Below are 21,980 nucleotides of genomic sequence, written 5' to 3' on the forward strand. Positions count from 1 at the left end.
CGCATGCTTTATCCGTGACGCCTCTCCGGCCGCTATATCCAATCCAATCGAGGAAGTCTCAACCATGCTCACCGTCTATGGCGAAGGTCGTGGCTTCCGTGTTGTCTGGCTGCTCGAGGAGTTGGGATTGGCTTATCGGCTGCGCCCGGTCGATCTGTTCGCGGTTGAGAATGATCGCGACTTCCTCGCCATCAACCCAGCCGGCTTCATTCCAGCGCTTCAGGACGGCGAGACGATCATGGTCGAGTCGATCGCCATTCTTCAGTACCTGCTCGCGCGTTACGGCTCGGGTTCGCTTGGCGTCGACCCGGATGATCCTGCCTTCGCGTCCTATCTGCAATTTCTCCATCTGGGCGAGGCCGGGCTCGCCGGGCCGATGAATGCCGTCATCGTCGGCCGCCAATTCGCGCCCGAGGCCGAGCGGAATGTCCGGGTGACCCGCTGGGCACGCGAGACCTTCGAGAGCCGGCTGGGTTTGGTTATCCGTCGCCTCAAGGATCACCCCTATCTCGCCGCCGACCGGTTCACGGCCGCCGACATCTCGGTGAGCTACGCCCTTTTGCTCGGCCTGCGAACCGGCAACTACGTTCCCGGTTCTGTCGAGCGGGACTATCTCGCCCGCACGACGGCACACCATGCCTATGCCCGGGCGATGGAGAGCTGCCAGGCCACCAAGGCCTGGGCGGCACGATCACCGGGATTGTAGTGCTGGCTTCATCGGCCCGTCGGGCAAAACACCCAAAAGCGCCGTCAATCCCTCGTTGCAAAAATATTCCACTTTACCGAAATTCGGATTTGTCGTATGCGTCTGACATCCCAGCCCACCAAAGGGGCGGTCGTACGTCGTCACGAACGCGGGCTGGGGATGCGGTGGACGCGGGCAGCGCCGTCGCGGATGTTTGTGGCAGGGCGGGGCAGTGGATTGAGCCGAGCCCTGTGAGCCGCATGCAAGCCGCGTTGTACGAACGGCGCCGTGTCCTGCGAAGCCCCTTCGGGCGAAGCGGGATCTGCTCGCGTACGGCGAAACCGTGTGGTCCTGGCCGTCGTCGCTACGGTCAAGCCTTCGCGAAGCCTCGTCACGTCAACCGGCGTGATGCGGCGCATTTCGCTGAGGTGACGGAGACAAGAGGAATTCGTCTCCGGGGAGAGCGCGCATAGGCCGTCAAACCATCGCGCAGGGAAGGCCGAGTTTCGGTTGCCCTGTGTTTCCCCTGTGCATTGCGTGTGCATCATTTTCGCATGGGGGTCTTATGGGTGCCAGCCGGCGCCCGGTCTTCCCTGCGCCCTTTCTTCGGAGAGGGTGTGAAGAGAAGCGCATGACTCGGGCGAAACAGGCCGCGAGATCGCGATGCCGTGTCCGCCGTTCGACAGCTAACCTATCGGGGAAGCGAATGACCGACTTCAGCCTGAAGCAGCAACAGCAGGCAGCCCGCAAGGCGCGTCTCCATCTCTTTCGATCGAAGCGACAGCGGTCCGGGATCGTTGAGGATCGCGTTGACCAGCGTGCCCAGCACGACCTGCAAGCCGAATGCCATGGTGCGGGTCTTGGCGGCCCTGCGGCCCTTCCCCATCGACGGCAGCAGGAGAGGGGTGGCACGTTCTGTGGTCGCCTTGGCCAGCGCCTTGAATGGCGTCCATTTGTCCGGGCGGGTGTCGTCATGCTGAAGTGCGGCGCGCAACACGCCCTCGTGGTGGCGCATCCAGACGATGATGCCGCTGACGATGATGTGGCAGAGCTTGTCGAGGTCCGTGTCGGGCGAGGGGCGTCGGATCTCGCCGAGCCGTTGCTCGCCGTCACGTGTCGCCAGCGCCATGAGCGCGTTGAAATAGGCCTCCTTGCTCTCGAAGCGGCTGTAGAAGGCGCCGACCGTGACGCTGACCTCAGCGCAGAGCGTCTCGATCGAAAGTTCGGCGAGGCTTCGCGTGCGCAGCAATTCGGCGCCGGCGCGGAGCAGGGCCAGTGTCGTCTCGCGGCTGCGCTTCTGGCGTGACGGGGCGACTCCCGGGAGGTCGAAATCGCGGGATCGGGAGTCGTCGGAAGATGGCCGCGTTCGCGCTTGCATTCGCCCTAAATGATAATCATAATTCGGATTATATTTTAGGATGAGACGAGCCGCGGGTCAACCGCGAGGGCCGGACAGGGAGCAACAGATGAGCGCAGGCAGCGGCACGCCGTTCCGCGGCACCGTCGGCAAGACGGTTGCGGAGTCGAAGCCCTGGTGGCCGGAGGCCGTGAAGCCGCCGGCGGGCGCGCCGAACATTCTCATCGTGCTGTTCGACGATGTCGGCTTCTCCGATTTCGGCTGCTACGGCTCGGCGATCAGGACGCCGACCATTGACAGGCTCGCCGCGGAGGGCTTGCGCTATTCAGGCTTCCACACCACCGCGATGTGCTCGACGACGCGTGCGGCACTGCTCACCGGGCGCAATCATCATTCGGTCGGCGTCGGGTGCCTCGCCAATTTCGATTCGGGCTACCCTGGATATCGCGGCAAGATCGCGCGCGAGGCGGGGACGCTCGCCGAGATGCTGCGCGTGCACGGCTATCGCAACTACATGGTCGGCAAGTGGCACGTCACGCCGCTGACCGAGAGCGGCGCGACCGGTCCGTTCGACGGCTGGCCGCTGGGCCGCGGCTTCGACCGCTTCTACGGCTTCCTCGACGCCGAGACCGACCAGTACGCGCCCGAGCTCGTCTCTGACAACACGCATATCGATCCTCCGGGCACTTATGCCGACGGCTATCATCTGACCGAGGATCTGATCGACCAGGCGATCCGCTTCATCGGCGATCACCATGCCGACCGGCCCGACATTCCCTGGCTGACCTGGGTCGCGCTCGGCGCCTGCCATGCACCGCATCAGGCGCCGGTCGATATCATCCGCAGCTACGATTCTGAGTTCGTGCACGGCTGGGATGTCGAGCGCGAACGGCGGCTGGCGCGCCAGAAGGCGATGGGGCTGGTGCCGCAGGAGACGCGGATGCCTGCTCGCAACGACGGCGTGAAGGCCTGGGAAGATCATTCCATCGACGAGCGCCGCGTCTTCACGCGGCTGCAGGCGGCCTTCGCCGGCATGCTCGATCATTCCGATCGGCATCTGGCGCGTCTGGTCGCATTCCTCGACACGGCCGACATTCGCGACAACACCGTCATCATCGTGATGTCCGACAATGGGGCCAGCCAGGAGGGCGGCCCGCTCGGCTTCGTCAATGCGATGGGGCCGTTCAACTTCAAGCCGGAGCCGATCGCGGAAAAGCTCGCCCGTATCGACGATATCGGCGGGCCCGACACCCACAGCAATTTCCCGCACGGCTGGGCCATGGCGTCCAACACGCCGCTGCGCCGCTACAAGCAGAACACCCATGGCGGCGGCATCCGCGATCCCTTCATCATCAACTGGCCGAAGCGCATTGCAGCCAAGGGCGAGTTGCGTCACCAGTTCGTGCACGCCAGCGACCTGACGCCGACGCTTCTGGAGTTGATCGGAATCGACGCGCCGTCCGAAATCGCCGGCTGTCGTCAGATGCCGCTCGAAGGCGAGAGCTTCGCGCGCTCGATCACCGATGCCTCGGCGCCGTCGAAAACCTCAGCGCAGTATTTCGAGATGTTCGGCCATCGCGGCCTCTGGCAGCACGGCTGGAAGGCGGTCGCATACCATCCGCCGGGGACGCCGTTCGAGAACGACAAATGGGAGCTGTTCCATCTCGATCGGGATTTCTCCGAGACCGACGATCTCGCTGCGAAGGAGCCGGAACGGCTGACGCAGATGATCGCGACATGGTGGGGCGAGGCCGGGAAGCACAATGTGCTGCCGCTCGACGACCGTTTCGGTCCGCGCTTTGCCGAGAACGCCGCACGCTTCCACGGCGCGCGCCATCATTTCATCTTCCACCACGGCATGGGCCATGTGCCGACCGACGTGGCGCCCGACGTGCGCAGCCGCAGTTACACGATCGAGGCGCATGTCGAGATCGAGGAAGCTGGTGCGAGCGGCGTGCTGATCTCGCACGGCGATGCGACGTCGGGCTACAGCCTCTACATCAAGGACGGCCACCTCGTGCATGACCTCAACATCGGCGGCAGCCACCAGATCGTGCGCTCCGACCGCAAGGTGCTGGGCGCGCAGCGCCTCGGTGTTCACGTCGAGCGTCTTGTGCGCAAGGAGGCGCCGGCCAAAGGCTCGCGCACCGGGATTACCGAGTACACACTCCTGATCGACGGCGAGAAGGCCGGCTCGCTCCAGACCCAGCTCGGCTTCCACACGCTGATCTCGTGGTCCGGCCTCGACATCGGCCGCGACCGCGGCAGCCCGGTGTCGCACTATGAGTCGCCGTTCGAATTCGAGGGCAGGCTGCTGCGCGTCACCGTGACCATGCACGATGACCAGTCGCTGGACGGCGAGGCCGTCGGCAACGCGCAGATGGCACGGCAGTAACGAAGGGAGCTCCGTTACTTGATCTTATCGTAGGCGGCCGCGAAATCGTTCAGCGGCATCGGGATTGCGATCGTTTCCTTCGCCATGTTCTGGAAGGAGACCTTCAGTTGCTTGCCTGAGCGCAAGGCGGCGAGCATATCAGGCGCGATCGGCGTCGAGGCGTAGCAACCGCGGTTCTCGCAGGTCTGGATCTGGAGATCGACGGTTTTGCCCTCGTCGACCTGCAGCTTGGCACCAACAGGCAGGTTGAGGCCGAGCGGCAGCTGCAGCAGTGCAACCGGCGTGCGGGTGTCGGGAGCAATGCGGATGTTGATGAGGACGATGGTCTGGCCGGTCTTGGTCAGCACGGCGTTCTGCTCGATCGCGCATTCGAGCGGCGCGTCGCGGCTGGCGCTGGTGCAGCGCGCGATCCAACCAGGTTGCGGCGGCGTGCCGTCGGGCTGGGCTTGGGCCTGCGGCTGGGTCGGCGCGGGCGTGGGCTGCGCGGTCGCCGGGGCAGGGGGAGCTGCGTTCTTCTTGGCGCTCTGCTGGGCATACGCAACGCTTGTCGACATGAGGGCAGCGGCGAAGAGAGCAACAAGTCTGGATTGCATGGGCATGGCGAGACCGCGTTGGCGTGAACCGGGGGCCTCGCTGTAGCGTCGCCAAAGCCGCGGCGCAAGCTTACTCGGCGGCTTCCTTGACGGTGCCATGTCCCGAGGTCTCGTGGTCGTCCTCGACCGACTGGCTCTTGAACAGGTTCGAGAACTTGTCGAGGTAAAGGTAGACCACCGGAGTGGTGAACAGCGTCAACGCCTGGCTGACGATCAGGCCGCCAACCATGGCGTAGCCGAGCGGCTGGCGGATCTCGGCGCCGGTGCCGTGGCCAAGCATCAGCGGCACACCGCCGAGCAGCGCGGCCATCGTGGTCATCATGATCGGGCGGAAGCGGAGCAGCGCGGCCTGGCGGATCGATTCCTCCGGTGTCTTCCCGTCGCGTTCGGCGGCGATGGCGAAGTCGACCATCATGATGCCGTTCTTCTTCACGATGCCGATCAGCAGGATGACGCCGATCAGGGCAATGAGGCTGAACTCGAAGCCGGCCGCCATCAGGATCGCAAGCGCGCCGACGCCGGCCGAGGGGAGGGTCGACAGAATCGTGATCGGATGGATGTAGCTCTCGTAGAGGATGCCGAGGATCAGATAGACCACGACCAGCGCCGCGAGGATGAGCAGCGGCACGGTGCCGAGCGATTGCTGGAACGCCTGCGCGGTGCCCTGGAAGCTCGAGTTCAGCGTCGCCGGCGCGCCGAGATCGGCCATCGCCTTCTGCACGGCCTCGGTGGCCTGGCCGAGCGCAACGCCCTGGGCGAGGTTGAAGCTGATCGTGATCGCCGGGAACTGGCCCTGGTGGCTGATCGAAAGCGGGCGGACCGGATCGGTCGACCAGGTCGCAAAGGTCGACAGCGGCACCTGGTCGCCGGTCAGCGGTGACTTCAGATAGAGCTTGTTCAGCGAATCCAGATTGCCCTGCATCTCCGGCAGGATTTCCAGGATCACGTGATAGCTGTTGAGCTGAGTGAAGTACTGGGCGACCTGGCGCTGGCCGAAGGCGTCGTAGAGCGTGTCGTCGATCAGCTGCGGCTGGATGCCGTAGCGCGAGGCGGTGTCGCGGTTGATCTTGAGCTGGACCGTGGTGCCCTGGGTCTGCTGGTCGGTCGCGACGTCACGCAGCTCCGGCAGCGTCTGCATCTTGGCGAGGATCTTCGGCGCCCACGAATTGAGCTCGCCGAGATCGGCGTCCTGCAAGGTGAACTCGAACTGCGTGCGGGTCGGACGACCACCGAGGCGAACGTCCTGGGCCGCCTGCATGTAGAGGCGGGCGCCGGCGACCTTCTCGAGCTTGGGACGCAGCCGCGCGATGATCTGCTGCGCAGACGCCTCGCGCTCGTTGCGCGGCTTCAGCGTGATGAACATGTTGCCGTTGTTGCCGGCGCGGCCGCTGCCGCCGATGTTCATCGCGATCGAGGCGATATCGGGATCCGCCATGACGATCTGGCCGAGGTCGACCTGCCGACGTTGCATCTCGGCGAAGGAGATGTCCTGGGAGGCTTCCGAGGTCGCGGTGATCAGGCCGACGTCCTGCTGCGGGAAGAAACCCTTCGGGATCAGGATGAACAGATAGACCGATAGAGCGAGCGTGGCGAAGAAGACCACGAGCGTGGTTCGCCGCCAGGCCAGGGCAAGGTCGAGTCCGGATTCGTAGCCGCGCAGCATCGCGTCGAAGGCGCGCTCGCTCCACTGGTAGAACTTGCCGTGGGTGACCTCGCCATGGGCGCGCAGGAAGCGCGAGGCCATCATCGGCGTCAGGGTCAGCGACACGAACATGGAGACGAAGATCGTCATCGCCAGCACGACCGCGAATTCGCGGAACAGGCGACCGATGATGCCGCCCATCAAGAGCAGGGGGATCAGCACCGCGACCAGCGAGATCGAGATCGAGACGATGGTGAAGCCGATTTCCTTGGAGCCCTTGAAGGCGGCGGCGAGCGGCTTCTCGCCCTCCTCGATGTAGCGTGTGATGTTCTCGAGCATCACGATGGCGTCGTCGACGACGAAGCCGACCGCGATCGTGAGCGCCATCAGCGACAGATTGTCGAGCGAATAGCCGAACACCCACATCAGCGCGCAGGCGCCGAGCAGCGCCAGCGGAACCGTGATGGTCGGGATCACCGTCGCCCAGAAGCTGCGCAGGAAGACGAAGATGACCATGACCACGAGGGCGATGGTCAAGAGCAGCGTGAACTGCACGTCCTCGACCGCCGCACGGATGGTCGTGGTGCGGTCGCTGATGACCTCTATCTTGACCGCGGGCGGGATCGCCGCAACGAGGCGGGGCAGGGTCGCCTTGATCCGGTCGACGGTCTCGATGACGTTGGCGCCCGGCTGCTTGAACACGACCAGGAACACGCCGCGCTTGCCGTTCGCCCAGGCCGCCTGCTTGGCGTCCTCAGGCCCGGTCACCGCCTGGCCGATGTCCTTGATCCGCAACGGGCCGCCGTTGCGGTAGGCGATGATGACGTCGTTCCAGTCCTTGGACTGCAGCAATTGGTCGTTGGCGTAGATCGTGTAGGCGCGCTTCTCGCCGTCGATATTGCCCTTCGGGCTATCTACCGTGGTGATGCCGATCGCACTCCGGACGTCTTCCAGTGCCAGGCCCTTGGCGACGAGTTTCGCCGGATCAATCTGCACGCGGATCGAGGGCTTCTGCTGGCCGCCGATGAAAACCTGCGCGACGCCGGAGATCTGGCTGATCTGCTGGGCGAGTTGGGCGTCGATCGAATCGCTGACGGTGGTCAGGGGCAGCGTGTCTGATGTCGCGGACAGCAGCAGGATCGGCGAGTCCGCCGGGTTGACCTTGCGATAGGTCGGCGGTGAGGGGAGGCTCTTCGGCAACTGGCCGCTGGCGGCGTTGATGGCGCCCTGGACGTCGTTGGCGGCACCGTCGATGCTGCGGTTGAGGTCGAACTGGATGGTGATCGAAGCGGTACCCAGATAACTCGTCGACGTCATCTGCGCGATGCCGGGAATCTGGGCAAACTGGCGCTCCAGCGGCTGCGCCACCGACGAGGCCATCGTCTCCGGGCTGCCGCCCGGCAGATTGGCCGTGATCTGGATGGTCGGGAAGTCCACCTGCGGCAACGGTGCGACCGGCAGCAGCGGATAGGCGACAAGACCGACAAAAAGAATGCCGGCCATCAGCAGCGATGTGCCGATGGGATAACGGATGAAAGGTGCCGAAATCCCGCCTTCGGTCATTCCTGCTGAACCTTGCTTTTCTGAACCGGATCCGAACTCGCCACGGTCGTCGAGACGAGGCTTCCGGGCTGCACCTTGTATTGACCGCCGGTGATCACCTGCTGGCCGGGGCTCAGCCCTTCATCGATGACCGAACGTCCGTCGATGGCGTAGCTGACCTTGATCTTGCGAACCTCGGCCTTGTTGTCCTGACTGACGGTATAAGCGTAGAGGCCGTTGGTCGAATGCAGAACCGCGTCATCGGGGACGACGGTCGCATCCTTCAGGGTCCGCACCAAAAGGCGTGTCGACACCGATTGTCCCGGCCACAACGTGTGTTCCTTGTTGTCGAACACCGCCTTGAGCCTGATAGTCCCGCTGGTCGTATCAACCTGGTTGTTGATCACCGCGAGCTTGCCTTCGGCCAGCGTCTTTTTCCCGTCGGTGGTGAACGCGATCACCCTCAGCTCGCCGGACTTCTGGCCCTCGCTGATATAGGGCAGCTGGTCCTCCGGCGCCGTGAAGATCACCGTGATCGGCTCGACCTGCGCGATGCTGACGATGCCAGTCTGGTTCGAGGCATTGACGATGTTGCCGATATCGACCTGGCGCAGCCCCGCGACGCCGGTGATCGGCGCCTTGACCTGGGTGTAGTCGAGCTGGGTCTGGGCATTGGAGATCGACGCATCGTCGGCGGCGATCTGGGCGGTGAGCTGGGCGACGGTGGAGCGCTGCGTATCGGTCTGCTGCCGCGTCGCGAATTCGCCGAGCTTGGTGAAGCGCTGAAGATCGAGATTGGCGTTGGCGAGGTTGGCCTCGTCCTGCTGCTTTTTGGCCTTGGCCTGGTCGAGGGCGGCCTGGAACGGGCGCGGGTCGACCTCGACCAAAAGATCGCCCTGCTTGACCATTTGGCCCTCGGTGAAGGCGATCTTGTCGATCTGGCCGTCCACCCGGGTCCGGACTTGGACGGTGTTGAAGCCCTGCACGGTGCCGAGGCCGGTCAGGTAAACCGGGAAATCGGCCTTCTGGACCGGCGCGATGCTGACGGGCACTGCGGAAGCGCGCGGTGGACCCTTCTGCGCGGTCTGGGCGTTCCCGGCGTCGGGCGCCTGATATCGCTGCCAGCCGTAATAGCCGCCACCGGCCACAGCTGCGATGATGACAATCCACAGTATCGGCCGTGACTTTTTCATATGTGAGCGTATCGGCTTGTATGCCCAAAACAACGAATTGCGGGGCAATCAAAGGGGTTCCAGCAAGGCTTGTATAATACACGCCAAGTTCCAGTGTAAACAGCACTATCCGTTGATAATCCTAAACAATTGGAAAGCTTTGCACCCCGTAGGCAGACGGGTGACGCAGCAGTGTGCAGTGCTGCATTTTCCCGCTGCGAACGAGGAGCGTGCAGGCGAGAAGAAATGCTCGCAGGCGGCGTGGGCGCCGCAGTGCGAGGGCGCGCGCGAACGCGCCGGATCTGTCTTCGCGAGAACGGTTCTAAATCGCCTGTGGCGCGTTTCGGTTGTCAGCAAAATCAGCCTCGTCCATATCAGCGCCGCCACATCGGGAGTACGGAATGGACGAGCTGAACGGCAAGCTGATCGCGTGTCAGATACTGATCACGGGGTTGATCGCACGCGTCGCCAACGAGCAGCGCGATCCCTTGCGCTTCCTCACCGACTTCCGCGACGAGATCAAGGCCGTCGTGGGCGGCGTCAACATCGCCGGCATGGACAACACAGATCGCGTGCGCGCGACCGCGCAGCGCACGGTCGACGAATTGTTCTCGCTGATGAAGCCGCCGAGCAGCGACTGACGGCTGCGCGAGACGATGCGCGAAGACAAGCGATGAAATGTCTGACTGCATCAATCTGTCGCGCGACATTTCGGCTGTTTCGAAATCGAAGTGTTAGAATCGCTTTGATCTAGACCTATTCAAGTGCTCGCGCAGGCCTCGTCGCATTGACCCGATTTTTTACGGTCGATAGCACCGCCTCATCGTTCGTCGCGCATGTTGCGCATCGACGAATTTGGAATGGGGTGTTTTGCAATGGGGCTCGCGGTGGCTCCGCGATCGTTGCGTGCGATCGCGGCAAGAAATTCAAACGAAGACAAGCTCGACGGAAATTCCGGCAAGGCGACATCAGTCGTCGCCGGCCTGATTGCGGTGGCATCGGTGTCGAGTGGCGCGCAGGCGCAGCAGTCGAGCCTGCCGCCGGTGAATGTCGATGCACCGGTCGAGCGTCCGCGTCCTGTGGCTTCGAAGCCCTCGCCCGAGCAGGTCCGCGCGCGCAACGCGCTTCGCCGTGCCGCGCAGCGCCAGCAGGCGCAGCAGCAGGCCGCCGCCGCAACGCCGGCCCCGGCCGGTGCGCTCGATCGCAATCCCTATGCCGATCCGGCCGCGCCCTACAAGGTCGATCACGTCCAAGCCTCCGGCAAGTTTCCCGAGCCGATGCTGAACACGCCGAAGACGATCACGGTGCTCAGCAAGGAGGTGCTCGAGGACAAGAACGCGACGACGCTGAAGGAGATCGGACGCTCGACCGCCGGCGTGACGCTGGGATCGGGCGAGGGCGGCAACGCCTTCGGTGATCGCTTCTTCATTCGCGGCTTCGATGCGCGCAACGACGTCTTCATCGATGGCATCCGCGATCCCGCCGTGTCGATCCGCGAGAATTTCTTCACCGAGCAGATCGAGATCTTGCGCGGGCCGGCATCGTCCTATGCCGGCCGCGGCACGGCCGGCGGCGCCATCAACATCGTCACCAAGCAGGCCGGTGACGTCAACTTCAAGCGGATGGATACCGAGTTCGGCACCGACAGGACCAAGCGCGTCACGCTCGACGTCAACCAGGTCGTCGATCCCACATTCTCGGTGCGCACTGGCGGCCTGTTCCAGGATGCCAATGTCGCCGGCCGCAACTACGTGACCGACGATCGCTGGGGCGCGTTCCTCTCAACCAGGTACACGCCGACCAATGACATCAAGATCACGACGAACTACGTCCATACTGATCTCAGCGGCCTGCCCGATTTCGGCGTGCCCTATTACAAGCAGGGCAACGTGCCGGTGACGTCGGCCGGCATTCCGCGCGGCACCTGGTACGGCTTCCTCAATCGCGACTTCCAGACCGCGCGACAGGATTTCGGCACCGGCACTGCGGAGTACAAGGTCAACGACGCCATCACGCTCAGCAGCAAGGTGCGCGGCGAGCATTCGCTGTTGAACTATATCGGCACGCTGCCGCAGAACCCGGTGACGACCAACGTCAATCCGCTGCTCTGGACCACGACGGCAAGCGCGCAGAGCCGCTACCAGACCGTGGACGTGTGGGCGAACCAGAACGAGGCCACGTTCAAACTCGATACCGGCGGGGTCAAGCACACCGCGGTGTTCGGCGTCGAGTACACCAACGAGAATGTCTCGATCGACCGTTATTCGGGGCTCGCGTCGGAACTGGCCGGCAGCGGCTTTACCAGCAACGGCGCCGTCTCGGGGGTCAATCTCTATTCGCCCCAGTACACCTACGCTCCCTTCGGCACGCCGTCGCTGACGGGTAATCCGACGCGCTATGGCGTCAACACCAGCAGCGTCTACGCCATGGACACCGCGAACTGGCGGGACACCATCATCGTCAACGGAGGCATCCGTTACGACGGCTACGTCATGAGCTCGTCGACCAACACGGCCCATCTGAAAATGAACTCCGACCTGGTCAACTACAATGTCGGCCTGGTCTACAAGCCGGTGTCGATCGGCAGCATCTATGCCGCTTATGCGACCTCGGCCAATCCGTTCGGCTCGGAGCTTGATGCAACCGGCACCGATTACGGCGGCGTTCCCGCCAACACCGCCGTCCTGCTCGGGCCTGAGCGCAACAAGGCGGCCGAGCTCGGAACGAAATGGGAGCTCGCCGATCGTCACCTGCTGGTCTCCGCGGCGTTGTTCCGGACCACCAAGGACAACGCGCGCGAGACCAATGCTGCCGGCGTGCTCACCTCGAATGCGGCCTACCGCATCCAGGGTATCGACATCGAGGCCGAGGGCAAGATCACCGATCGCTGGAGCGTCTTCGGCGGCCTGGTGCTGATGCAGTCGAAGGTCACGCAAAGCAACATTGCCTCGAATCTCGGCCTGCAGCTCGCCAACGTCGCCCACCAGTCGTTCAGCATGCTGACCAAGTACAAGTTCGACGGTGACTGGGAGGTCGGTGGCCAGGCGGTGTACCGCTCCAAGGTCTATGGTGGCACGTTCGCGGCCAACACCGGCAACGAGCTGCCTAGCTACTGGCGCTTAGATGCGTTCGTCGAGAAGAAGCTCGACAAGAACTGGACCATGAAGCTCTACGCCCAGAACCTCACCAACAAGCTCTACTACGACACGCTCTATCGCAGCGCCGTGCCGTTCGTCGCGGTCGCGCCGGGGCGGGCGTTCTACATCGTCACGACGGCGAAGTTCTGATGAAGTTTTGATTGCGCCTGCTACATCAAGGGATGCCTGCCCACGGCAGGCGTTCCCGCGCTTTTGGCGCTCATCGCGATGCATGAACGTGCATCGCAAGGACAAACTCTGCTCCAGTTTAGAACGCTTACAAACTCGAGTTTAGAACGGTTTCAAACTCGAATTTAGAATTGTTTTGATCTGGATGGATTCAAGATTGCTATGGCCGCGATTGCGTTGACCCTGTTTGCCCCGCTCGATACCACCAGCGTGTCGCATCGTCACAGTGCGACACACTGCAGCAATGGAATGGGGCGTAGAATGGGTATGGCGAGGGCTCCGCGGTCGTTGCGTTCGACCGCGGCACGGCAAGCATTTGTCGGTAATTTCGATGGTGCGGCCGGCAAGACTGTTTCCACTGTCGCAAGCCTGATTGCGGTTGCGTCCGTCTCGAGCGGAGCACATGCACAGCAAACGAACCTGCCGCCCGTGAATGTCGACGCGCCGAAGGAGCGGCCGCGCTCTACCGCCGCAAAACCGACGCCCGATCAGGTCCGCGCCCGCAACGCGCTGCGTCGTGCCGCGCAGCGCCAGCAGGCGGCCCAGGCGCCGGTCGCCAACCCAAGTCCCGGTGCTCCCGACCGCAATCCCTACGCGGATCCAGCCGCGCCCTACAAGGTCGATCACATGCAGGCCTCCGGGAAATTCCCGGAGAAGCTGGTCGACACGCCGCGATCCGTGACGGTGCTTTCCAAGGAGTTGCTGGAGGACAAGAGCGCCACGTCGTTGAAGCAGGCGATCCTGAGCACCGCCGGCGTCACGCTCGGCACCGGCGAGGGCGGTAATGCCTTCGGTGACCGCTTCTTCATTCGCGGCTTCGACGCGCGCAACGACATCTTCATCGACGGCATGCGGGATGCCGGCGTCAGCGTTCGTGAGAACTTCTTCACCGAGCAGGTCGAGATCCTGCGCGGTCCGGCCTCGTCTTTCGCCGGCCGTGGTACGGCAGGTGGCGCGATCAACATCGTCACCAAGCAGGCCACCACGGAGAAGAGCTTCTACAACATGGACACCACGTTTGGCACCGACCAGACCAAGCGTGTGACGCTGGACGTCAACCAGGTCGTCGATCCCACCTTCGCGATTCGTGCGGCAGGCCTGTTCCAGGATGCCAATGTTGCGGGGCGAGACCGGGTCAAGGACAATCGCGATGGCGCCTTCGTGGCGACCACCTGGAAACCGACCGATACGATCAAGATCACGAGCAACTACATTCATACCGAGCTGACGGGCATGCCCGATTTCGGCGTGCCGTACTATCGGCCGAGCACGAAGTCGACCGCAGGTGGCCCGTTCCCGGACTTCGGCGTCAACCGCAACAATTTCTACGGCTTCGTCAACCGCGACTTCTATCGGACCGGTCAGGACATCGGCACGGTCAACGCCGAGGTCCAGATCACGCCCGACCTGATGCTCAGCAACAAGATTCGGGAGTCGCACTCGACGCAGAACTATATCGGCACATTGCCGGAGTCACCGACGCTCGCTGCGGGAGCGCCGTTCACGGCCTACACGCTCACGGCCAACCCGCAGAGCCGCTACCAGGCCACCGACGTGTTCGCCAACCAGACCGAGGCGACCTACAAGTTCAACGATCTCGCCGGCTTCAAGCACACGCTGCTTGCGGGCATCGAATATGACAGGGAACGATCGTCGATCGATAGCTACACCGGGCTTGCCTCCGAGATTACGACGGGAACAACACCTTTCACCGGCGGTGGATCGACGTCCGGCGTGAGCGTCTTTTATCCGCAAGCCACCGACAATCCGTTTCCCATCCCGGGAGGCCTCACAGGCAGACCAACCAAGATCAGCATCGACACCACGAGTGGATATGTCGTCGATTCCGCGAACTACCGCGACTTGCTGATCCTCAATGGCGGTTTTCGCTATGACGACTACAGCCTCAAGACATCGGGATACTCGACGGCCGGTGCCTTTGGTCAGCAGTCGGCGGAGTTCCTGATCCCGAGCTTCAATCTCGGGCTCACGTTGAAGCCGTTGCCGAACGGCAGCGTCTACGTCGCCTATGCGACGTCTTCGAATCCTGTCGGCGCCGAGTTCGACGGCACCAGCACCGCCTATGGCGGCATCAATCCCACTCTGGCGGGCGGTAACACCCAGATCTTCGGCCCGGAGAAGAACAAGGCGATCGAACTCGGCACGAAATGGGAGCTGTTCGATCGTCATCTGTTGGTCACGGCAGCGCTGTTCCAGACCGAGAAGGAAAACGCGCGCGAGGCGCAGAATGTCGGCAGCGCGGCTGCCGCAGCGCCACTTGGCTGCACTTACGCGCCCGTTGCTCCCGCGACCACAGTGTCCTGTATCACTGCCGGTGCAGCGTACCGGATTCGCGGTATCGATCTCGGCATGGGCGGCAATATCACCGACAGATGGAGCGTGTCTGCCGGTCTCGTATTGATGCAATCGGAAGTGACCAAATCGCTGGCGCCGCCGGCCAACGCGACGCTCTATGCGTCGAATGTCGGGCGGCCGCTCGCCAACATCGCTCATCAGTCGTTCAGCCTGCTCTCGAAGTACCAGTTCAACGATATCTGGGAACTGGGCGGGCAGGCGGTGTACCGCTCGCAAATCTATGGCGGCACCTTGCTCGCGGCCAACCAGGGCACGTCGATCCCGGGCTATTGGCGATTTGACGCGTTCACAGAGGCGAAGATCAACAAGAACTGGCGATTGAAGCTGGCGGTGAACAACATCTTCGACAAGCGTTACTACGACGCGCTGTACCAGAGCGCCGCGCCCTTCGTGCTGGAAGCACCAGGGCGCGCCGCTTATCTGACGATCTCGGCTCACTACTGATGGAGACATGACGAGGTGCCATGCTGACATGCATAGACGGTGTCCTGAGCAAGGATGATGTGGCGGAGTTCCGCCGCATCATGGACGCCAGCGAATGGGAAGACGGCCGGTCGACCGCGGGCGCGCAGTCAGCAATGGTCAAGCGCAATGAACAATTGCCTCCGGACAGCGAAGTCGCGCGCAAGCTCGGCCATCGGATCATCTCGGCGCTGACGGCGAGCCCGCGATTTCTCGCAGCCGCAATCCCGCTCCAGATCTTTCCGCCGCTGTTCAACCGCTATGCGGCCGACAGCGGCCACCATTTCGGCCTGCATGTCGACAACGCGATCCGCGGCGACCGCCTGACCGGCCTTCGCATCCGCACAGATCTGTCGGTCACGCTGTTCCTCAGCGAGCCCGAGGACTATGACGGTGGCGAACTTGTGATCGAGGACACCTACGGTTCGCACGAAGTGAAGTTGCCAGCCGGGGACTGCGTGCTCTATCCCTCGACCAGCCTGCATCTGGTCACCCCCGTGACCCGGGGGTCGCGGGTTGCGTCTTTCTTCTGGCTTCAGAGCATGATACGTGACGATCAAGCCCGCAGTATGATCTTTGACCTCGACGCCGCCATTCAGGCGTTGGTGGCACGGCTCGGGCGTGACGATCCCGAAACGGTCAAATTGACGGGTATCTATCACAACCTCATTCGCACCTGGGCCGAAGTATGAAGATCAGATCTTTCCAGGCAAGCCTCGTTGCAGCCGTTCTGCTGACGGCCAGCTGGCTCGCAATTCCTGTTTCTGCCCAGACACAAACGCAAGCCCCGGTGCAGGCTCGTCCCGCGGTGCCGGCACCTGTCGCGGCGCCCGCGCAGTCGACTGCGGCTCCCTCGGTTGCCGCGCCTGTGGCCGCGATGCCGAGCCCGCCCGCGACCGAGGCTGCCGTGGCTCCGGCGCCTGACGCTGCGCCGAAGGCTGGCATCGCACCGGCCATGAAGGAGCTGTCGCCCTGGGTGATGTTCATGTCGGCGGACATCATCGTGAAGGCGGTGATGATCGGACTTGCCTTCGCCTCGCTCGTGACCTGGACCGTCTTCATCGCGAAGTCGATCGAGCTGTCGGTCGCCTCCGGCAGGCTGCGTTCGGCCCTGCGGACGATCTCCGAGGTGCGCTCGCTTGCCGAAGCGCAGATGGCGCTCGGCACCAAGGGGGGCATCCTGCCGTCCTTCCTGGCAGCTGCGCTGCGCGAGGCGCGGATGTCGGCTGGGCTTTCCAGCGACAGCGGCATCAAGGAGCGCGCGGCCTCCAGCTTCGCCGAGATCATGCGCGCGGAAGCGCGCCGCATTCGCATCGGCATGGGCTTTCTCGCGACCATCGGTTCGACATCACCCTTCGTCGGTCTGTTCGGCACCGTCTGGGGCATCATGAACAGCTTCATCGGCATCTCGAAGTCGCAGACGACGAATCTTGCCGTCGTCGCCCCCGGCATCGCCGAGGCGCTGCTTGCAACGGCAATCGGTCTCGTCGCCGCCATTCCTGCGGTCATCATCTACAATCACTTCTCGCGCGTCACGAAGGGCTATCTCGAGCTCGTCAGCCGCGCCTCGGGGGCTGCGGCGCGGCTGTTGTCGCGCGATCTCGATCGCAGCCACGGCAGCGCGCATTCGCGCGCGGCGGAGTGAGCCATGGCGGTCTCGCTCACCGACAACGATGATGACGACGATTTCTCGGAAACGCATGACATCAACGTCACGCCGTTCATCGACGTCATCCTGGTGCTGCTGATCATCTTCATGGTCGCGGCACCGCTGTCGACGGTCGATCTACCGATCGACCTGCCGACGTCGAGCGCGCAGCCGCAGAAGAAGCCGGACAAGCCAACCTATGTCAGCATCAAGCCTGATCTGACGCTGGCGATCGGCGAAAATGCGGTCAAGCGGACTGACCTCGTCAGCTCGCTCGATGCCATCGCCGACATGGGCAAGGACAAGTACGTGTTCCTGCGGGCCGACAAGGCCGTGCCTTACGGCGAGTTGATGGGCGTCATGGAAATCCTGCGCTCCGGCGGTTATTCTCGGATCAAGCTGGTGGCGCTCGAAGCACCTCCTGCGGCGGCTGGGCCGGCGCAAGGAGCGGTTCAACACTGATGGCGGCGCGATGACCGACCCCGTGTTCGAGGCAAAATCCTCGCGGCCCTTGTGGATCCTGGCCGCTGTCGTGGCAGTCGGCCTGCATATCGGCGGGGCCGCGCTGGCGCTTGCCAACCTGCGTGCCGACGACGGCGATGATGGCCTCGGGGCCAACGGCGCGGAATACGCCGTGGAAATGACCTCACCGAAGCTTCCCGAGACGGATCTGCCGCCGGGACCGGACAGCGAGGCCTCGCAGTACCAGCCCCAGCAGATGCAGCAGCAGGCCGAGGTGAAAGAGACCGACCTGCCGAAGGAAATCCCTCAGGAGGCCGAGGACCCGGACCGCCTCGTCACAGAGAACGACTCCAAGAAGCCGGTTGAAGAGACCACGAAGGTCGCCAAGGTCGAGACCCAGGCCGTCGAGGAGATGCCGAACGCGCAGGAATCGGCAAGGCAGGCACTGGACGAGAATGCACGCGAGGACGAAAAGGCGGCTGCTCCGCACCAGGGCATCGGCAAGGACATTCGTAAGCTGACGGCCGAATGGGGTAAACGGATCAGCGCCTATTTCGAGATTCACAAGCGCTATCCCAAGGACAAGAACAAGACGACGACGGTCAAGCTCAACCTGGTCCTGAATCGCCGCGGCAATGTCGTTTCTGTCGACGTGGCGGAGTCCTCGGGCGATCCCGCCTTCGACGACGCGGCGATATCGATGGTGCGTCGCTCGGATCCCGTGCCGATTCCGCCGGCCGAGCTGACGGACGACCAGTTCTCGTTCAACCTGCCGGTGAATTTCAAGAAGCCGCAGAAGTAGCGGACGCGGCGGCTCAGCGCCAATAGAACTTGATTCCGACGTAAACCACCACCAGGCAGGCGAAGATGAGGGCCACCGGGAGGGGGCGCTTCTGGGTTCCTCCGACTGCCGTCGCCCCAAAGAAACTGGTCTTCTTTGGCTTGGGCGCGGGGCGGCGGAAGGCGGTAACATTGTCCGCCACGGGCTCGGCCGGCCGCGTGCGGACGTCGGGTGGGTTCCCGCCGCCGCCCATGTCCAGATAGTAGGATTTGTAGATCTCGACGATGGCGGCTTCGGTCGCCTCGGCCTCGCTCATCCGATCCAGCAGCTTCTTGTAGCCGTCGAGGAAGCCTTGCGCGTCAGGGGGCAGCGCCGACAACCCGTTCAGCTTGGCCATCATCTTCCAGGTGGCGAAATCGGCGCGAGCACGGGTGTCGGCGCGTCGCGCGATCAGCATATCGGCAGCTTTGACCAAGTTGGCCTCTAGCCCTTCGGCTTTGTCTTCAAGTGTCTATGACGGGTACGACCTCAACTACGCATTGCCGGTAGCAAAGAGAACAGCTTGAATCACATAACCGGTCAACGTTCGCAGTATTGCTGAAATAACATCAAGATTTAGACCGAACTGGGAACCCGCCAGCGGCAGCAGGATCAGCAGCGCAATCAGGATCAGCATGCCGACCGGCTCCAGCCGCGACAGGGGCAGGGCCAGCGATCGGGGCAGTAGCCCGACCGCGACCCGTCCGCCGTCGAGCGGCGGGATCGGCATCATGTTGAAGACCGCTAGCACCGCGTTGATCAGCAGCGCATTCTTGAGATTGTCGAAGATCCATTGCGCCGAGTTGGCCGGTGCCCAGGGGAGGGCATGGAGCGCGAGGCCTGCTGCCAGCGCCAGCAGGATGTTGGTGACGGGGCCGGCCAGGGCGACCCAGACCATGTCCAGCTTCGGATTGTTGAGATTGCGATAATTCACCGGCACGGGCTTGGCGTAGCCGAACAGGAACGGCGAATGTGCAAACAGCAGCATCGCCGGCAAAATGAGCGTGCCGAACGGGTCGATGTGACGGAGCGGGTTGAAGCTGACCCGGCCGAGCTGCCAGGCAGTGTTGTCGCCGAGACGGTGCGCGACGAAGCCGTGCGCGGCCTCATGGAAGGTGATGGCGAGCAGGACCGGCAGCACCCACACCGAGAGGTCATAGTAGGAAATGTTCACGTCGCATCCAGCCCGCTTCTGCCTGTCGCCTTGCAGACGACCGTCAGGCGGTGCAGCAACGCTTCAGGTCAACATAGGGTGGCCGGTTCCGAAATGCCACGCTGCAAATGATCGGCGAGCAAAGCCGCCGAGCGCGAGAGATCGCGGGCGCGATGGAGGCGGATGTCGGCCGCGGGCAACGACGGCAGGCCATCGCGCGGACCGAGAGCGCGAAGGCGGGACGGCAGGGTGCCGGCCTTGACCACGGTGACCGCAAGACCCTGTGCCGCGATCGATTCCACCGCCGCCAGCGTCCGGCTGACAAAGGCGAGCCGCCATGGCCGGCCGGCGCGATCGAGCGCCTCTGCGGCCCATTGGCGAAACAGGCAGCCGGGTGGATAGAGTGCGACGGGCAGGGTGCGCTCTTCCGTGGCGCGGCAGCAAGCCGCTGCCGCCCACACCGCCTGCTCGCGCCGCAACAGCTCACCGTTGCCGCGTCCTTCCGGATGCATGGCGATGACCAGGTCGTAGGCCTCGCCGAGCCGGACCGGCATCATCGCGGTCAGTCCGGTCTCGACCTCGACCCTGACAGTCGGATGGCTCTTGGCGAAGCTCGCGAGCAGGGGCGGAACGACGATCGTGCCATAATCGTCCATCAAGCCAAGACGGATGACGGCCTCCGGCTTGCGCGCACGCAGCGCGCCCACCGCTTCCGCATGCAGCGCGAGGATGCGCTGCGCATAGGTGCGCAGCTCGTCTCCCGCAGCGGTTGGCATCACACCGGCCCTGCCGCGCTGAAACAGTCTTGTGCCGAGCCGCTGCTCGAGGCGCTTGATCTGTACGCTCACGGCCGACTGGGTCCGGTTGAGCTGTTCTGCCGCGCGCGTGAACGAGCGATGCTCGGCGACGGCGAGGAAGGCCTTGAGCAGATCTGGATCGAGGTCGGGCACGGTCATCACGAGACGTTATCCCAGCATGACGGAAATTCCATTCCCAGTTTCGGCACGCCCCCTATGCTGTCCGCCAAGACGTTGAAGGGAGGCATCGTGAACGAAATTCTCGCCATTCTGGCCGCGGTGCTGTCGAGTGCGCTGGGCGGCACCTCGATCGGCGCGACGCGCTATCTCGTCGGCAGCATCGATCCGCTGGCGATCGGCTCGTTCCGGTTCGGCATCGGCTTTCTGTTGCTGCTGCCGCTCACGCTGTTGCGTCGCGATCACTGGCCGGAGCGGGAGGACTGGGCGGCCGCGACGGGGCTTGGCATTCTGTTCTTCGCGCTGTTTCCAATTCTGTTCAACGCATCGCTCATCTTCACGACGGCCGCGCGCGGCGCGCTCGCGCTGTCGACGTTGCCGTTGCTGTCGCTGGTGATTGGCGCCGCGCTCGGCAGCGAAGCCTTGACCTGGCGCAAATCGATCGGCGTCGTGGTGGCCACGTCAGGCGTTGCCGTCGCGCTTCTCTCTGACTTGAGCGCGGCGCCATCAGGCGCCTGGCGTGGCGATCTCCTGATGATGGCGGCTGCGCTCTGCATGGCGCTGTACGGCATCTGGTCGAAGCCGCTGATCCGGCGCTCCAGCCCGATCGCGTTTACGACCATGAGCATGGCCGCGGGCGCTGTCTGCCTCATTCTGCTTTCGAGTTTCCGCGGCAGCTTCGCGCCCGTCGCAAATTTCGGCACGCCGCAATGGCTCGCGGCGCTCTATCTCGGTGCCTTCGGTGCGGCGCTGACCTTTTATCTCTGGGCCTTCGCGCTGGAGCGGACCACGCCGACGCGCGTGGCGATCTCGGTGACGGTCAACCCGATCACGGCATCGTTGGTCGGCGCCTGGCTGCTGAACGAGCCACTGCGCTGGAATCTTGCGGCCGGGATCGTTGCGGTGTTCGCCGGAATCTGGTTGGCAACGACGACCGGGCGGCGCGTGCAGGCCATCACCATTTCAAGCCCGCCCTGATCTCAGGTCGGGATCGTCCCCTGATATTGCTTCAGGCCATCGTCGAGCTTCACCCAGGCGAGCTTTTCCGAGACCCAGATGTGCTCCGTCGGCGCAAAGGCGTTGCGGTCGTCGAAGGTCGCGAGCGCGACGCCCGCCAGCGTTCCGTTGCGTCGCCAGGAGAACAGCCGTGTGCCGCAGGTCGTGCAGAACACGCGGTCGATCGCTTCGGACGACTGATAGCGGCCGGTGTCGCCCTCGACGGTCAGCTTTTTCTGGTCGAACTGGGCGCGGGCGAAATAGGGCGAGCCCATCGCCTTCTGGCACATGCGGCAATGACAGATGCGCACGTTCAGCGGCTCGCCGTCGGCCTTGAACCGCACTGCGCCGCAGAGGCATCCACCTTCGCGGATCAT

Annotated in this window: 18 protein-coding genes; 10 read left to right on the top strand and 8 right to left on the bottom strand. The window is 63.7% G+C overall.

The window, feature by feature from the left end:
* Window positions 1-64: 64 nt before the first annotated feature.
* A complete protein-coding gene (locus M2427_RS12690) occupies window positions 65-706 on the top strand; it encodes a glutathione S-transferase family protein (protein ID WP_280706639.1) in 642 nt (213 codons plus the stop codon).
* 670 nt (window positions 707-1,376) lie between these two features.
* On the opposite strand, the gene M2427_RS12695 is transcribed toward M2427_RS12690, so the two are convergent.
* Window positions 1,377-2,063, bottom strand: coding sequence for a TetR/AcrR family transcriptional regulator (locus tag M2427_RS12695; protein ID WP_280706640.1), 687 nt, complete (start codon window positions 2,061-2,063; stop codon window positions 1,377-1,379).
* An 88-nt stretch (window positions 2,064-2,151) separates the two neighbouring features.
* On the opposite strand from M2427_RS12695, the gene M2427_RS12700 reads away from it, so the two are divergent.
* Entirely contained in the window at window positions 2,152-4,437 is a 2,286-nt protein-coding gene (locus M2427_RS12700; RefSeq protein ID WP_280706641.1) for an arylsulfatase, read from the top strand.
* Between the two features lie 14 nt (window positions 4,438-4,451).
* On the opposite strand, the gene M2427_RS12705 is transcribed toward M2427_RS12700, so the two are convergent.
* From M2427_RS12705 to M2427_RS12715, 3 genes are all read right to left on the bottom strand, one after another.
* Window positions 4,452-5,036, bottom strand: a complete 585-nt coding sequence (locus tag M2427_RS12705; RefSeq protein WP_280706642.1) for an invasion associated locus B family protein — start codon at window positions 5,034-5,036, stop codon at window positions 4,452-4,454.
* A 64-nt stretch (window positions 5,037-5,100) separates the two neighbouring features.
* Window positions 5,101-8,235 (bottom strand): efflux RND transporter permease subunit, encoded by a 3,135-nt coding sequence (locus M2427_RS12710; RefSeq protein WP_280706643.1) that lies wholly within the window; start codon window positions 8,233-8,235, stop codon window positions 5,101-5,103.
* Window positions 8,232-9,407 carry an efflux RND transporter periplasmic adaptor subunit gene (locus M2427_RS12715; protein ID WP_280706644.1) on the bottom strand — a complete coding sequence of 392 codons (1,176 nt, stop codon included), beginning with the start codon at window positions 9,405-9,407 and terminating at the stop codon, window positions 8,232-8,234. The genes M2427_RS12710 and M2427_RS12715 overlap by 4 nt, the downstream gene beginning before the upstream one ends.
* 380 nt (window positions 9,408-9,787) lie before the next feature.
* On the opposite strand from M2427_RS12715, the gene M2427_RS12720 reads away from it, so the two are divergent.
* The 7 genes from M2427_RS12720 (at window position 9,788) to M2427_RS12750 (ending at window position 18,462) form a co-directional block, all read left to right on the top strand.
* Window positions 9,788-10,027: a hypothetical protein gene (locus tag M2427_RS12720; protein WP_128960038.1), complete on the top strand. Its 240-nt coding sequence runs from the start codon at window positions 9,788-9,790 to the stop codon at window positions 10,025-10,027.
* Window positions 10,028-10,261: 234 nt separating this feature from the next.
* On the top strand, window positions 10,262-12,673 hold the full coding sequence (locus M2427_RS12725; RefSeq protein ID WP_280706802.1) for a TonB-dependent receptor: 2,412 nt from the start codon (window positions 10,262-10,264) through the stop codon (window positions 12,671-12,673).
* A 300-nt stretch (window positions 12,674-12,973) separates the two neighbouring features.
* Window positions 12,974-15,532: a TonB-dependent receptor gene (locus M2427_RS12730; protein WP_280706645.1), complete on the top strand. Its 2,559-nt coding sequence runs from the start codon at window positions 12,974-12,976 to the stop codon at window positions 15,530-15,532.
* 20 nt (window positions 15,533-15,552) lie between these two features.
* The gene (locus M2427_RS12735) at window positions 15,553-16,242 is read left to right on the top strand and encodes a Fe2+-dependent dioxygenase (RefSeq protein WP_280706646.1); all 690 of its coding nucleotides are present in this window, start codon (window positions 15,553-15,555) and stop codon (window positions 16,240-16,242) included.
* Window positions 16,239-17,195, top strand: a complete 957-nt coding sequence (gene exbB / locus M2427_RS12740) for a tonB-system energizer ExbB (RefSeq protein ID WP_280706647.1) — start codon at window positions 16,239-16,241, stop codon at window positions 17,193-17,195. The genes M2427_RS12735 and exbB overlap by 4 nt, the downstream gene beginning before the upstream one ends.
* Before the next feature lie 3 nt (window positions 17,196-17,198).
* On the top strand, window positions 17,199-17,660 hold the full coding sequence (exbD, locus tag M2427_RS12745) for a TonB system transport protein ExbD (RefSeq protein ID WP_280706648.1): 462 nt from the start codon (window positions 17,199-17,201) through the stop codon (window positions 17,658-17,660).
* 10 nt (window positions 17,661-17,670) lie between these two features.
* Entirely contained in the window at window positions 17,671-18,462 is a 792-nt protein-coding gene (locus M2427_RS12750; RefSeq protein ID WP_280706649.1) for a TonB family protein, read from the top strand.
* 13 nt (window positions 18,463-18,475) lie between these two features.
* Here the strand turns inward: M2427_RS12750 and M2427_RS12755 are convergent, their stop codons facing one another.
* The 3 genes from M2427_RS12755 to M2427_RS12765 all read right to left on the bottom strand — a co-directional run bounded on the left by M2427_RS12755 (window position 18,476) and on the right by M2427_RS12765 (window position 20,589).
* Entirely contained in the window at window positions 18,476-18,898 is a 423-nt protein-coding gene (locus M2427_RS12755) for a hypothetical protein (RefSeq protein WP_280706803.1), read from the bottom strand.
* 75 nt (window positions 18,899-18,973) lie between these two features.
* Complete coding sequence (locus tag M2427_RS12760) at window positions 18,974-19,654, bottom strand: site-2 protease family protein (protein WP_280706650.1); 681 nt, start codon at window positions 19,652-19,654, stop codon at window positions 18,974-18,976.
* 68 nt (window positions 19,655-19,722) lie between these two features.
* Window positions 19,723-20,589, bottom strand: coding sequence for a LysR family transcriptional regulator (locus M2427_RS12765; RefSeq protein ID WP_280706651.1), 867 nt, complete (start codon window positions 20,587-20,589; stop codon window positions 19,723-19,725).
* A gap of 90 nt (window positions 20,590-20,679) precedes the next feature.
* On the opposite strand from M2427_RS12765, the gene M2427_RS12770 reads away from it, so the two are divergent.
* Window positions 20,680-21,585 carry a DMT family transporter gene (locus tag M2427_RS12770; protein ID WP_280706652.1) on the top strand — a complete coding sequence of 302 codons (906 nt, stop codon included), beginning with the start codon at window positions 20,680-20,682 and terminating at the stop codon, window positions 21,583-21,585.
* Window positions 21,586-21,587: 2 nt separating this feature from the next.
* Here M2427_RS12770 and M2427_RS12775 read toward each other — a convergent pair whose 3' ends face one another.
* On the bottom strand, window positions 21,588-21,980 hold the full coding sequence (locus M2427_RS12775; RefSeq protein WP_280706653.1) for a GFA family protein: 393 nt from the start codon (window positions 21,978-21,980) through the stop codon (window positions 21,588-21,590).

Origin of the sequence: Bradyrhizobium sp. BR13661 (genome assembly GCF_029892425.1) — a bacterium.
Taxonomy (GTDB): domain Bacteria; phylum Pseudomonadota; class Alphaproteobacteria; order Rhizobiales; family Xanthobacteraceae; genus Bradyrhizobium.